Origin of the sequence: Parafrankia sp. FMc2, from assembly GCF_041008525.1 — a bacterium.
Classification (GTDB): Bacteria; Actinomycetota; Actinomycetes; order Frankiales; family Frankiaceae; genus Parafrankia.
Genome location: NZ_JBFLUG010000023.1, coordinates 69,530 through 81,847, shown reverse-complemented (window position 1 = coordinate 81,847; position 12,318 = coordinate 69,530). Strand labels below are relative to the sequence as shown.

The window sequence follows — 12,318 nt, the reverse complement described above, 5'->3', positions numbered from 1 at the left end:
CATGAAAGGGAGCCACGCACCAGCACCAGCACCAGCACCAGCACCAGCACCAGCACCGGCGCCGGCGCCGGTGCTGGTGCTGGTGCTGGTGCTGGTGCTGGTGCTGGTGCGTGGCTCCCTTTCATGGCAGTTTGGAGAATCATGCCGCGCTTCCACCACGCGAACCTGGGTGTGCCGCCTGGCCTCGAGGAGGTCGAGGGCGCATTCCTGGTCGACGTTCTCGGCTACCGCAGGATGGAGGTGCCGGCGGATCTCGCCAGCATCGCCCGGTGGTACGAGGCGACCGACGGCAGCCAGATCCATCTCAGCATCGACCCCGACCACCGGCCCGCTGCCCGCGCGCACACGGCGATCGAGGTCGACGACGACGTCGCGGTGCTCGAGACCCGGCTCACCGCCGCCGGCATCACGTTCCGGTCCGCCGGGCGGGGCGACCTGACCGTGCTGTTCTGCGCCGATCCGGCGGGCAACCGCTGGGAGCTGCGCCGCCCGGCGGGCATCCCCGCGGCGGGATAGGCCCACTCCTGGCACGGTGGTGACGGGAACGGGCCGGGCACCACGTCACGCCACCGTCTTCGCGAAGGGGACCCATGGACTTACAGGAAGTCGCCGACCGGATCGAGATCAACGAGGTGCTCGCGCGCTACGCCCGCGGGGTCGACACCAAGGACTGGGAGCTGTGGGAGACGGTCTTCACCCCCGACGCCTTCCTTGACTTCCGCGCGGCGAGCTCCTCACCCACCAGCTTCGGCTCGCGCGACGACATGGGCGCCTGGCTGCGCGCCGGCATCGGTGCAATGCCGATGACGCAGCACTACATCACCAATGTCGAGATCACCCTGGACGGTGACACCGCCGAGGTGCTGGCGATGTTCTTCAATCCCATGATCCTCCCCGGCACCTCCGGACTCAGCTACTGCGGCGGGTTCTACCGCCATCAGATGGTGCGTACCGACGATGGCTGGAAGAGCAGGAAGCTCGTCGAGGAGAACGTCTGGTTCGAGGCCGCCACCGGAGCCCCCCGGTAGCGGGCGAGCGGACGTCACCCCTGCGCGCCCGCGCACCCGGCTCGGGCGTGACGGCGCGCAGGTTCAGGCCTCGGTAGTTCAGGCCTCGGCAGTTCAGGCTCTCGGCGCGGGAATGGAGGTGGCTGCGGGCTCCTGCAGCGCGATCAGCGGGGTGCCCACGGTCACCAGCTCGTCGAGCATCTTCCTGGCAGACGCGTCGAGCACCTCGTCGCTGCGGAAGGTTCCGGATTCGTCCAGTCGCTGCGCGACGAACGGCACCGAGATGCCGTCCGTCACCGGCACCATGCGCAGCGCGGCGAGAACCGGCTTGAGCTGCGCGACCGACCGCAGGCCAGCGGACACCCCGCCGTAGGAGACGAGGCCGACGGCCTTGTAGCGCCACTCGCGGGCAAGATAGTCCAGCGCGTTCTTCAGCGAGGCCGGGAAACTGTGGTTGTACTCCGGCGTCACCACCACGAACGCCTGCGCGCGTGAGACGAGGGCGCTCCACCGCTTCGTGTGCTCGTGGACGTAGTTGCCGGTCATCGGGTGGTGCGGCTCGTTGAAGAGCGGCAGGTCCACCTCGGCGAGGTCGACGACCTCGACGTCGAATCCGCCGTGTGCCCGGGCTGCGTCGGCGATCCACGAGCCCACCGCCGGGCCGACCCGGTTCGGTCTCGTGCTGGCGACGATGACCTGCAGAAGGGGCTTGGACATGGGATCTCCGCTCTGGCCGCGCGACACGTGCCGCTCCGTGGTGCCCGGCGTGGTTCCGGGGCTGCCCTTCTCTTGAGGCTTCAAGCAGTTTGGGGGCTCGATCCTTCCCGCCGAGCCGCGTCCCACCTCACACGCCGGGTCGAGGCGGGCCGCACCGGCCGTCCCGTCAGGCGTCCACAGCCTCCCGGCCGGGGTCAGGCAGGTCGACGAAGTGGCGGGCCTGGAGCGTGAACAGGTCACGGTAGATCCCCGGGCGTTCCATCAGCTCGGGGTGCGTGCCCTCGTCGACAACCCGGCCCTCGTCGAGGACGTAGATCCGGTCGGCGGTGCGGACACTGGCCAGCCGATGGGTGATCAGCAGGACGGCCCGGTCGCGACCCAGGTCCCGGATCAGGTCGAACAGGGCCTGCTCCGCCCGGGCGTCCAGGGCCGCGGACGGTTCGTCCGCGATGAGCACCGGGGCGTCCCGGTAGACGGCCCGGGCGCAGGCGATTCGCTGCCACTGCCCACCGGACAGGTCGTGCCCGGCGCTGTACTGCCTGGCCAGCGAGGTGTCGTAACCGTGCGGCAGCTTGTCGATCACCTCGTCGGCGGCGGTGGCGCGCGCTGCCGGGATGACGCTGTCCGGGCCCTCGGCCCACAGCCGGCTGATCTCCCCGACGGCGATGTTCATCCGGGCGGACATCGGCCACTGCGTGTACTGCTGCGGGATCAGCCCGATCCGGGACCGGACGCTGGCCGGGTCGACGCCGGCGAGATCGACGCCGTCCCAGGTGACCTGGCCGGAGTCCGGCTCGTACAGGCCGGCGAGAACCTTCGCGAGGGTGGACTTGCCACTGCCGTTCGCCCCGACGAACGCGACGACCTGGCCGCGGCGCAGTTCCACCGTGACGCCGTGCAGCGCCGGAGTGTCGGTCTGCGGGTAGGTGTAGGTGGCGTCCTCGACCCGGATGACCGCGGGCTCGGCCGGGGCCGAGCCCGCGCGTGTCACCGGCACACGCTGCACCGCCTCCGCCATCCACGAGCGGTACTCGTCGAAGTACAGAAAGTTCTCGTACGCACTGTTCAGGCTGGTCAGGGCGGTGGAGAGGGCTCCGCGCCCGGTCCGGATCGCCAGCACCGCGGTGCCCGCCGCGGCCAGTGGCATGATCTCGGCGTTCAGCAGCAGGACCAGCGTCGTGTAGACCGCTCCAAGGGCCAGGCCGGAGACGAGCTCGCCGGTCAGCCGGTACTTCGCCTGGCCGCGGCCGACCCGGATCTGCTCGGCCTCGATGTCCCGCGCCAGAAACTCGTACTCGTCGAGCAGGAACCGGCTCAGGCCGAAGGACCGGATCTCCGCCGCGCAGTCGCGTGCCGTCATGTGGTGACGCAGCATGAACTGCCGCCTGACCTGCCGGATCCGCCCCAGCCACGACAGGTACGCCAGCCGTGCCGACCGCGCCGACGCCCAGCCGTCCGGCAGGATCGAGGCCACCAGCAACGGCAGCAGGACAGGGTGCAGCGCGGTGAGGACTCCGCCCGCGGCCACCATCTGCACTCCCGAGGTGAACACCTCGACGGCGTCGTCGACGAGTTTGCGCCCGCTGGTCGCTCCGCGCTCCGCCGCGTCGAGATCGTCGACGAACTGAGGGTCGTCGAAGGACATGACGGACGTCCGGGTCGCCAGGTCAAGCAGCCGCACGAGCGAGACGCGATCGACCCGCGGGCCGAACCGGCTCTGCAGCAGGTTGGTGATCAGAGAGAGCGCGGTCCGCAGCACCCCGGCCCCGACGACGATCAGGAGGGCGGGCAACGCCTCCCGCAGCCGGTCGGGGGTCGGACCCTCGCTGAGCACGGCGGTCAGCGCGCCCGCCACCGCAAGCAGCCCGACGGCCTCGACCACCCCCGCCAGCACCCGCAGGCCGACCAGGGCGATCAGCCCCGACCGGTCGGCCTCCCAGGCCAGCGACCAGGCCAGCCGGAGCAGGCCGGGTAGCCGCCGGCCCATCGCGAGGACGCCCGTGCGGCTCATCGTGAGGTCGTGCTTCGACCATGCCCGAGCCTTGGGATCATCCTCCCGGCCGTAGGTCAGCACCTGGTCACGGCCTGGTGTGGGGCTACTCGCCGCGGCCGGGGCTGGCGCCGCCGCAGGGGGAGGCGCAGGCGCGGGCGCGGCCTCGGCGGGCCGCTGGACGGGAACGGGACCGGGAGATTCAGGATCCTGCTTCACGGCACCAGCGTCAGTGACCCGGCGGTCGCCCTCCCCGTCATTCGTCGTGGTCTGCGGTGGCCCGCGGGCATCTCGGGTCAACTGGCCGAAGTGGAAGGACTTCCTCCCGGCCGAAGACGGGGCGTTCGGCGCGCGGCAGGCGGCCATTTCTGGTCCTTCGGCCCGCTACCAGGGGGAACATGGGACGTACCCACCAACTCGGAAGGAGTCAGCCAATGGCTGACCAGCCCACCGGAAAGCCCCAGGAGCCCGAGGACCGGCAGGCGGACCAGGCCCAGGCCGAGCAGCGGCCCCGGCAGTTCTTCTTCGACATCGACGAGCTCCCGGGCCGCACCAACGCCGAGATCTTCGGCGACGGGGAGGATGTCCAGGGCTATCTGGACCTCCTTGGGCGCGACCTCGTCACGAAGACCATCGTCCAGACGCCGCGGCTTTCCGTCTTCCATGAGAAGGCCCAGCCCGGCGAGCAGGTCAAACCCCACCGCCACGGCACCCATCAACTGAACTACGTCCTGCGCGGTGAACTCGTCTTCGGACGGCGGCGGGTCGGCCCAGGCATGGGCTTCTTCACCCCCGACCTGCTCTACGCCTGGCGCGCAGGAGAGGAGGGTGCCGAATGGATCGAGATCCACGCCGGCGAACCCGCGATCTTCGTCGATCAGGGCCCGACATCCTGACCTGGCATTGTTGTCGCCTCTCCAACCCGCACGTCGACGTCCGCAACCCCTGATCTGACGACACGGAGGACTCACCCCATGACCGCATCGTTCGACGGCAGGACCGCACTGATCACCGGGGCCGGTTCCGGAATGGGCCGTGCGATCGCCTTACGGCTCGCGAGCCAGGGCGCGTCCGTGCTCGGCCTGGATATCGACGAGGGCCGGCTCGCCGAGACGAAGGCGCTCACGACCGGCCGGGTGTCGGTGCGCCAGGCCGACGTCAGCGACCCGGCGGCGTGCGCCGAGGCGGTGGCCGCCTGCGTGGCGGAGTTCGGGCGGCTGGACGTCCTGGGCAACGTCGCCGGCATCTACCTCGCCGCACACACGACCCAGACGTCGGTCGAACAGTACCGGCGGGTCATGGGCGTGAACCTCGACGGCGCGTTCTTCCTCGCCCAGGCAGCCATCCCGCACCTGTTGGAGACCGGCGGGTCGATCATCAACATCGCGTCGAACTCGGGTCTGCAGGGTGTGCCCTACTCCGCGGCGTACAGCATGAGCAAGGGCGGCCTCATCCAGCTCACCCGCTCGCTCGCCGTCGAGTTCCTCAAGACGCCGCTGCGGGTCAACGCCATCGCGCCCGCCGGCACCAGGACCAACATCGCCACCGGGGCGACGTTCCCGCCCGACATGGACCACGACCTGACCCGCCGCATGGCCGGCATGCGCGGCCTGGCGGAGCCGGAGGACATCGCGGCACTGTTCGCGTTTCTCGCCTCGGACGAAGCCCGGGCGATCACCGGCGCCGTCTACACCATCGACAACGGCCTCACCGTCAGCTGACCGGCGGCGCCCCGTCCACCAACCCCTGGCCCTGGCGGCCTCGGGGTCTGCCAGCCTCCGGGCACCGGGTCTGAACCCGGCGCCCGGTTGCTGGACGTCCCCCCGAACGCCAGACAAAGGTTATCCGTGTCCTGATCCCGGGCCATCCCCCGCGGAGAACGGCACGTCCTGTCTGTCCCGTCCTGTCCTGTCGTACGGTCGACCCTGGGGCAATCGCTGTGGTGCAGGGCAATCCGCGCGGCGGACGCTTGCCCGCAAGGCGACGACACCGAGGGAACGATGACGCAGCGACCGCCGGACAGGGACTCCGCGGGCCCGGGCACCGGGCCGGACGGGATCTCCAGCACCGATGACCTGCGCGCCGCGGTCGTGCGCATGCTGGGGACGTCCGACGACCGCGCGGTCGAGAGACGCGTCGGCGTCTCCAAGACGACCGTGAACGACCTGCGCAACGGGCGCCGTCGACTGACGCTGAAAACGCTCACGCTGATCGCGGAGGCCTACGACCCCGACCGCCGGGACGCCTGGCTGGCCGCCTGGCACCGGCTGCACCCGCGGCCGATTCCCGCGCCCCGTACCCAGCCGGCTGCCAGCGGCCCGACCCAGCTCCCCGAAGCGCCTTCTGCTGAGGCCCCCGGCGTCCCCGGCACTCCTACCGACCTGGCTGGCTCCGATACTCGGGTCGACCGCTCCGGCCCGGACGTCCCTGCTGGCGCGGAGATCTCCGCGGCTCAGAACGCCCCGAGGGCGCTGCCCGGCCCGCCGGCACAGGTCGCCCCGAGAACCCCGACCGACCAGGTCGCGCCGACCGCTCCGAATACGCCGCTCGGCGCAGCGGCAGCGGCGCCGGTCGAGCTGGCCGAATCGGGCGCGGCCCAACTGTCCCGGCGGACGGCCCGGGCGCTGACCGGTTCGGCGCTGCTCGCCGCCGTCGCGGCTGTCGCGGCTGTCGCGGCCATGGTGTTCGTGCTGACCCACGATGATTCCACCGTCGTGCTGGAATCGGGCGGCATCGAGCAGGCCTCCCCCCGCCCGGGGGACGGAGTGGAGCCGCCGCCGTTCGGTCCGGGCGGTCCCGGAGCTCCGGCCCCCGTAGGAGGGCCCGGCCCCCCGCCGGGGCCCGGGCTGCCACCGCCGTTCGGAGCCCCCGGCCAGGGCGGAGCGCCTGCTGCAGGGGCTGTTCCAGGGGCAGGCGGTGGAGGTGCGGCTCCGGCCTCGGGCTGTTACGGACTGCCACTGCCGACCAGCGCCGAGATCATCGACGGCCCGGGGAGCGAACCGGGCGGCATTCGGGTCACGGCGGCCTCGTACCAGTACTTCCCGGCCTGGAGCCCTTCGGTGACGCTGGGCGGCCAGCTCGACTCCCGCCCCGCCGACGGCAGGATCCTGGTGCCCGCGGCCTGGGCCGATCCCGCGACGACGGACTCCACCCCGGCCCGCGCCCCCGGCACCGGCCGGTTCTTCCCCGGCCACCCGCTGGAACTGACCGATCAGAACTGCTTCATGGTCCAGCCGTACAACATCGGCTACGGCGGCTACTCCGGGATCACGACACGTGTCTACTTCATGCTTGTCAATCTTGCCGAGCTCTCCGCCCTCCCCCGCGAGGCGCATCAGCAGGCCGGCCTGACCGACGAGGACCTTGCCCGCCACGGGGTGGACATCCTCGGCTACTTCGCCGTCCCGTCACCGCGCTGAGGCAACACGATGGAGAACGGTGCGGCAGCCCCGGTTTCCTGATTTCCTGATTTCCTTTGACACTACGGGCGTCTGCGTGGTCGGGGTCATGGCAATCATGCCGTGACCCCGGCCCGCGGAAGACGCTCCGGACCTTTCATGCGGCATCCTGGCGGCACTTCATCAGCCCGGCCATGAATTCAGGTTAACCTTACCTGCGTTCAGTGTTCGAAAGAGATGCAGCGTCGCTGGGATGCCGGGCGAGCGATGACCTGAAGGCCCCTCACTCTCCATTCCCCGTCGCCACGATCGTCTTGACGGAGGCCTGCAACACTTCTAAAAAGTGGTCGCAGGGTTTTTCCTCCGCAGCGAGGACCGACAGAGACGAGGAGAGTCATGGAGCTTCCCGTTATCACGAAATGCGCGGTCGACGCGTGCGCGTACAACAACAAGCAGGCCTGCCACGCCCCGGCCATCACGGTGGGCGATTCGGGTGCTCTGGTGGCACATTGCGATACTTTCTTCGTGGCGCCCTCCAAGGGTGGAAGCAGGTCCGACGCCGGTCATGTCGGCGCCTGTAAGGTCACCGACTGCAAGCACAACAAGGACTTCACCTGTAGGGCGGACGGCATCACCGTCGGCTTCAACCTGAACGGCGTGGACTGCCTCACGTACCAGAAGTGACGGCGGGGGCGCGGTAGACCGGTCGCCGACCGGCCCACCTCGACCACCGGCGCCGCGTTCCGCCGCCCGGTGGTCGAGGTGTACCTCCTGCCGGCCTACCGACGAAAACGCTGGCCGCTGCGCTCAGGACCAGATGATTCTGTCGCGCATGGTGGAACGCTCCAGCATTCCGTATGTCTCTTCGCCGTCCCAGCGGTACCGGATTCCGCCCTGGTGGAGAACCGGGAAGTTCGGCATGTCGGGCCTGTGCACGATGTCGAAGGTGGAGACGACGCTCTCACCCTCGATGCGGGTTCGCCCCAGCTCGGATTCGAGGACGAGTGAGACGTCCTCACCCGAAGGCTGCAGCCGGCCGAGCCAGGGCGCCTCGATCACCCGGGCGGGGACGAGCGGCCCATCCCCGGTGTACAGGAAGCCCTCGTTGAAGGTGGGCCGGCCGTCGTCGTGCGGCGGGTAGGCGATGTAGCCGAAGGCGCGCCCGCCCGGGAACAGCGCGGACTGCCAGCAGTGCCCGCGGAACTCGGCCAGCTCGCGGACGCCCTGGCGCCGGATCCGCAGCCCGCTCCCGCTGAACGTCTGTTCGTCGCCGCCGACCCGCACCGTCCCCTTCGCCCGGAACAGCTGCTCGTAGCGAGGGCCGCCCATCAGGCCGCCCTCGACCGAACCGGCGAGCAGCGCGCCAGCCTCGGGCAGGAGCGTGCCCTGGATCCACGGCGGCGCCGCCAGCGTGGCCTCCACCTGGAACTCCACGTCGACCCGCGGCCCATCCGGATCACCGGCGATCAGCGCCCGGGTCGAGGTCTGCACGGCGTCGCCCCGGAAGGAGACCGTCCACGTCCGGAACGGCTCGACGCAGCGGAACTCGAGCGGGCCGGCGCCCAGCACCGCGGGACGCCCCTCGTCGTCCAGCGGCGGGTGCGAGGGGCCCGCCTCCCGGAGGCGGTACACCCGGCCGTCGGGGAACGCCAGGTTGAGCTGCAGCTGATGATTTTCCCAGTTCGCGGCGACGGCTTCGATCGCCACCCGGGGGATTCCGATCTCGCCCCGGTCATCGGAGATCCACATACTGGCCGAGTCGCGCATCTCCGGGTTTTCGGGCCGCTCGGCGAAAACGTGCTCGCGGCTCGAGGGAAGTCCGCCGGTGAGATCAATGGCCATGGGATGTCCTCTTCTCCGCGGGTCAGCGCGATCGGTCCGGCGGCCGTGCCGGTAGTAGGCTACGGCTGCTCACCCAACGCCTGCCAATACAATTTCTGCCGCACAGATATACCAATCCGATATATCTCCGGCATCGATTCCTTCGCCGGAAGCCACCGGCCCGGGGGCATTCGCCCATCGCGGAGAAGGGGCCTGGCCCGCCTTTTCCGGAGTGCCAGCGGCTACAGTGACCTGTGGTGGCAGACCGCGACGACCGGGGCCGCGCGGCGCCGGTGGTGGCCGGCGGCCGGCGCTCCCCGCTGTCGCTGCTGGTGGTGATCGCGGTTGGCGGCGCGGCCGGAGCGTGCCTGCGCCGCGGGGCGTCGCTGCTCTGGCCGACTCCGGCCGAGGCCTTCCCCTGGACGACACTCGGGGTGAACCTGACCGGCTGCGCCGCGATCGGCGTGCTGATGGCGGCGATCTCGGCTCGGCACCGGGTGCGCCGGCGCGGGGTGCATCCGCTGGTCCGCCCCTTCCTCGGCGTCGGGGTACTGGGCGGGTTCACGACCTTCTCCGCCTACGCGGTCGAGGCACGCGGCCTGGTCGCCGCTGGCCGGGGCGGGCTCGCCCTCGCCTATCTGGGCGGGACGGTGCTGGGCGCGCTGGTTGCGGTGAGCGCCGCCGTCACCGTGACCCGCCGGCTCACGGGGATCCGCCGGGCAGCGCCGGAGGAGGCCGGGTGACCTGGCTGCTGGTGATTGCCGGCGCCGCGGTCGGCGCGCCGCTGCGCTACCTGACCGACCGGGCCGTGCAGGCCCGGCACCCCAGCCGCTTCCCCTGGGGGACGTTGACCGTGAACGTCGTCGCCAGCCTGGTTCTGGGCCTGGTGACCGGCGCCGCCGCCGCCGGGGCCGCCTCGGACAGCCTCGCGCTGCTGCTCGGGCCGGGGCTGTGCGGCGCCCTGAGCACCTACTCCACCTTCTCCTACGAGACCCTGCTGCTCGTCGAGAAGGGTGCGCTGCTGCTGGCCGCCGCGAACGTCGCGGGCAGTGTGCTCGCCACGTTCGGCGCGGCCGCCGCGGGTGTCGGGATCGCCGAACTGTGGTGGGGCTGAACCCGTCCGCTCAGGCCTCGGACGGGTGGTCGGTGTCCGCGCTCACGGTGACCAGGAGGGCGACCCGCATGCGCTCAGTCTCCCTCGGCCGCGTCTCCCTCGGCCGCCCTCGGCTACCTGCCGGTGGTCAGACGGTGGCCCGGCGGATCGTGGTGAACCCGCCGGCGAACAGCGCCGCGGTGAGCACGGCGAGGACCCCGGTGAGCCCGGCCGCGCTGAGGTCGGTGAAGAAACGTCCCGTGGCCGCCCAGGCGTCCGTCCAGGTCACGGCGAGAATGACGGCGAGCGCCAGCGTCATCTGGCCGGCGAGGAAGGCGACCAGCCCGGTGAGGTTCCAGCGCCGATACACGATGCCGAACCACATGCCGTACACGAACAGCAGCCCGATGCCCACGAACGACGTCAGCCAGGTGAGGTACCAGGGCCCGTCGAGGATGTAGGGCACCCGGAAGAAGTGCAGGCCGACGCCCCATCCGTCGGTGAGCCCCTCCAGCGCGTGCAGGGCGGAGAGCACGGCCCCGTTGCCAGCGGCGAGAATGATCGCGAGTGCTGTGGTCCCCAGGTAGTACGAGCGCCGGCTGATGCCGAGGGTGAGCCCGAACGGGAACGAGCGGGTGGTGCTCAGCAGGCCGCCGACGAACATCCACGAGTACATCGTGAGCAGCCCGCCGGTGTTGCTGGCGGGCGTCTGGGACGCGATCACCAGGTTGATGGCCAGACTGAAGATGGTCAGCGCCCAGGGCAGCGACAGGTAGATGGGACGCTGGATCAGATGGTAGCGGGCAACCCTGACGATGGTGCTCCAGCTGGTCACGCGTTTGTCCTCTCCGGTGACTCCACCGGGCCGCCGTCCGAGCGGCTCGAGGCGTGCACCATCACCTGCTGCAGCGACAGGGTTTCCAGGCGCAGGTGCAGGTCCCGCGCGCGCAGCCGGTCGACGCCGTCCAGCGGGCCGACCACGACCGACTCCCGGGCGGCGACCCGGCGGCGGCCCCAGACGCGACGCCCCTCGACGAGGGTCTCCACCGCGGCGGCCGGACCGCTCACGGCGGTGAACGCACCGCGCAGATCGTCGGCGGGCGCGTCGAGGACCACTCTGCCACCGTCGATCATCACCACCCGCTCCAGCAGGCCGGCGACCTCGTCGACCAGGTGGGTGGAGAGCACGATCGTCCGGGGATGCTCGGCGTACTCGGTCAGCAGCCGGTCGTAGAACAGCTGGCGCGCGACGGCGTCCAGCCCGGCGTACGGCTCGTCGAACAGCGTCACCTCCGCGCGGGCCGCCAGGCCGATCACAATGCTCAGCGCCGACCGCATTCCGCGGGAGAGCTTCTTCACCGCCCGCCCGGTCGGCAGCTCGAACTCCTCGACCAGCGCCGCGGCGGCCGCGTCACTCCAGTTCGGATAGAACCAGGACGCCGCCTTCAGCGCATGACGGACCTTGAAATCGGGAAACGTCTGGTCCTCACGCACGAACACCATGCGCCGCAACACCGCGTCGTTCTCCACCGGGCTGGCGCCGAACACCAGGACCTGCCCCTGCGACGGCAGTTCCTGGGCGGCGACGAGCCTCAGCAGCGTCGTCTTTCCGGCGCCGTTACGACCCAGCAGCCCGGTGATGGACGGCCCGCCGAAGTCGATCGTCACATCGTCGAGGGCGAGGTGACCGCGGTAGCGGCGGGTCAGGCCGGTGACCGAGACAGCCACCGGGCCAGGAGTCTCGCCGGAGGACGGATCAGCCGCCGGGCCGGCCTGGGCCGCGGCACCGCCAGTCGGAACGGACGTCGTCACAGCGCTCCCGCCTCCTGCACCCGGCCGGCCTCGCGAACCAGCTCCACCAGCGCGTCGGCGTCGATCCCGAGCCGCTGCGCCTCGGCGACCAGGGGCTGCACGTAGCGCTCGGCGAAGTACCTGCGCCGGTCGGCGAGCAGGCGGTCGCGGGCGCCGGCCGCCACGAACATGCCCACACCCCGGCGCTTCTCCAGCAGTCCGTCGTCAATCAGCACGTTGAGGCCCTTCGCCGCGGTGGCGGGGTTGATCCGGTGGTACGCCGCCAGCTCGTTGGTGGACGGCGCGCGTTCGCCCTCCGCCAGCGAGCCGTCGGCGATCTCGTCTGCCAGCCGCCCGGCGATCTGGGCGAACAGCGGCGTTCCGTCATCCAGCACAGCCACCCCCTGCGGCGATCTCGGCGCCGCTCACTAGTTAGTTACTCAAGTAACTTACCAGCGAACTGGAGATCGTCAAGCATCCCGGCAACCCCAGCGGGAGCGA

The 12,318-nt window shown here is 70.8% G+C and carries 14 protein-coding genes; 8 read left to right on the top strand and 6 right to left on the bottom strand.

Annotated features, from left to right (window positions below):
* The first annotated feature begins 141 nt into the window (after nucleotides 1-141).
* Entirely contained in the window at nucleotides 142-516 is a 375-nt protein-coding gene (locus AB1460_RS11275) for a glyoxalase (protein ID WP_368960904.1), read from the top strand.
* A 74-nt stretch (nucleotides 517-590) separates the two neighbouring features.
* The gene (locus tag AB1460_RS11270) at nucleotides 591-1,028 is read left to right on the top strand and encodes a nuclear transport factor 2 family protein (RefSeq protein ID WP_368960885.1); all 438 of its coding nucleotides are present in this window, start codon (nucleotides 591-593) and stop codon (nucleotides 1,026-1,028) included.
* A 93-nt stretch (nucleotides 1,029-1,121) separates the two neighbouring features.
* Here the strand turns inward: AB1460_RS11270 and AB1460_RS11265 are convergent, their stop codons facing one another.
* Together AB1460_RS11265 and AB1460_RS11260 are read right to left on the bottom strand one after the other, a co-directional pair.
* Complete coding sequence (locus tag AB1460_RS11265) at nucleotides 1,122-1,724, bottom strand: NADPH-dependent FMN reductase (RefSeq protein ID WP_368960884.1); 603 nt, start codon at nucleotides 1,722-1,724, stop codon at nucleotides 1,122-1,124.
* Nucleotides 1,725-1,890: 166 nt separating this feature from the next.
* Nucleotides 1,891-3,735 (bottom strand): ABC transporter ATP-binding protein, encoded by a 1,845-nt coding sequence (locus AB1460_RS11260; RefSeq protein WP_368960883.1) that lies wholly within the window; start codon nucleotides 3,733-3,735, stop codon nucleotides 1,891-1,893.
* Between the two features lie 413 nt (nucleotides 3,736-4,148).
* On the opposite strand from AB1460_RS11260, the gene AB1460_RS11255 reads away from it, so the two are divergent.
* The 4 genes from AB1460_RS11255 (at nucleotide 4,149) to AB1460_RS11240 (ending at nucleotide 7,796) form a co-directional block, all read left to right on the top strand.
* Nucleotides 4,149-4,610: a cupin domain-containing protein gene (locus AB1460_RS11255; protein ID WP_368960881.1), complete on the top strand. Its 462-nt coding sequence runs from the start codon at nucleotides 4,149-4,151 to the stop codon at nucleotides 4,608-4,610.
* A 78-nt stretch (nucleotides 4,611-4,688) separates the two neighbouring features.
* Nucleotides 4,689-5,435, top strand: a complete 747-nt coding sequence (locus AB1460_RS11250; protein ID WP_368960880.1) for an SDR family NAD(P)-dependent oxidoreductase — start codon at nucleotides 4,689-4,691, stop codon at nucleotides 5,433-5,435.
* Nucleotides 5,436-5,714: 279 nt separating this feature from the next.
* Nucleotides 5,715-7,133 (top strand): helix-turn-helix domain-containing protein, encoded by a 1,419-nt coding sequence (locus AB1460_RS11245; protein WP_368960878.1) that lies wholly within the window; start codon nucleotides 5,715-5,717, stop codon nucleotides 7,131-7,133.
* A 375-nt stretch (nucleotides 7,134-7,508) separates the two neighbouring features.
* Nucleotides 7,509-7,796, top strand: coding sequence for a DUF1540 domain-containing protein (locus AB1460_RS11240; protein ID WP_368960876.1), 288 nt, complete (start codon nucleotides 7,509-7,511; stop codon nucleotides 7,794-7,796).
* Nucleotides 7,797-7,919: 123 nt separating this feature from the next.
* Here AB1460_RS11240 and AB1460_RS11235 read toward each other — a convergent pair whose 3' ends face one another.
* Nucleotides 7,920-8,954 carry a hypothetical protein gene (locus AB1460_RS11235; RefSeq protein WP_368960875.1) on the bottom strand — a complete coding sequence of 345 codons (1,035 nt, stop codon included), beginning with the start codon at nucleotides 8,952-8,954 and terminating at the stop codon, nucleotides 7,920-7,922.
* 236 nt (nucleotides 8,955-9,190) lie between these two features.
* Between AB1460_RS11235 and AB1460_RS11230 the strand changes: the two genes are divergently transcribed.
* Nucleotides 9,191-9,676, top strand: a complete 486-nt coding sequence (locus AB1460_RS11230) for a fluoride efflux transporter FluC (protein ID WP_420497249.1) — start codon at nucleotides 9,191-9,193, stop codon at nucleotides 9,674-9,676.
* Complete coding sequence (crcB, locus tag AB1460_RS11225) at nucleotides 9,673-10,047, top strand: fluoride efflux transporter CrcB (protein WP_368960873.1); 375 nt, start codon at nucleotides 9,673-9,675, stop codon at nucleotides 10,045-10,047. The genes AB1460_RS11230 and crcB overlap by 4 nt, the downstream gene beginning before the upstream one ends.
* Before the next feature lie 127 nt (nucleotides 10,048-10,174).
* On the opposite strand, the gene AB1460_RS11220 is transcribed toward crcB, so the two are convergent.
* The 3 genes from AB1460_RS11220 to AB1460_RS11210 all read right to left on the bottom strand — a co-directional run bounded on the left by AB1460_RS11220 (nucleotide 10,175) and on the right by AB1460_RS11210 (nucleotide 12,212).
* Entirely contained in the window at nucleotides 10,175-10,861 is a 687-nt protein-coding gene (locus AB1460_RS11220; protein WP_368960872.1) for an ABC transporter permease, read from the bottom strand.
* On the bottom strand, nucleotides 10,858-11,754 hold the full coding sequence (locus AB1460_RS11215) for an ABC transporter ATP-binding protein (protein ID WP_368960900.1): 897 nt from the start codon (nucleotides 11,752-11,754) through the stop codon (nucleotides 10,858-10,860). The genes AB1460_RS11220 and AB1460_RS11215 overlap by 4 nt, the downstream gene beginning before the upstream one ends.
* Nucleotides 11,755-11,834: 80 nt before the next feature.
* Nucleotides 11,835-12,212 carry a GntR family transcriptional regulator gene (locus tag AB1460_RS11210; RefSeq protein WP_368960871.1) on the bottom strand — a complete coding sequence of 126 codons (378 nt, stop codon included), beginning with the start codon at nucleotides 12,210-12,212 and terminating at the stop codon, nucleotides 11,835-11,837.
* Nucleotides 12,213-12,318: the final 106 nt, after the last annotated feature.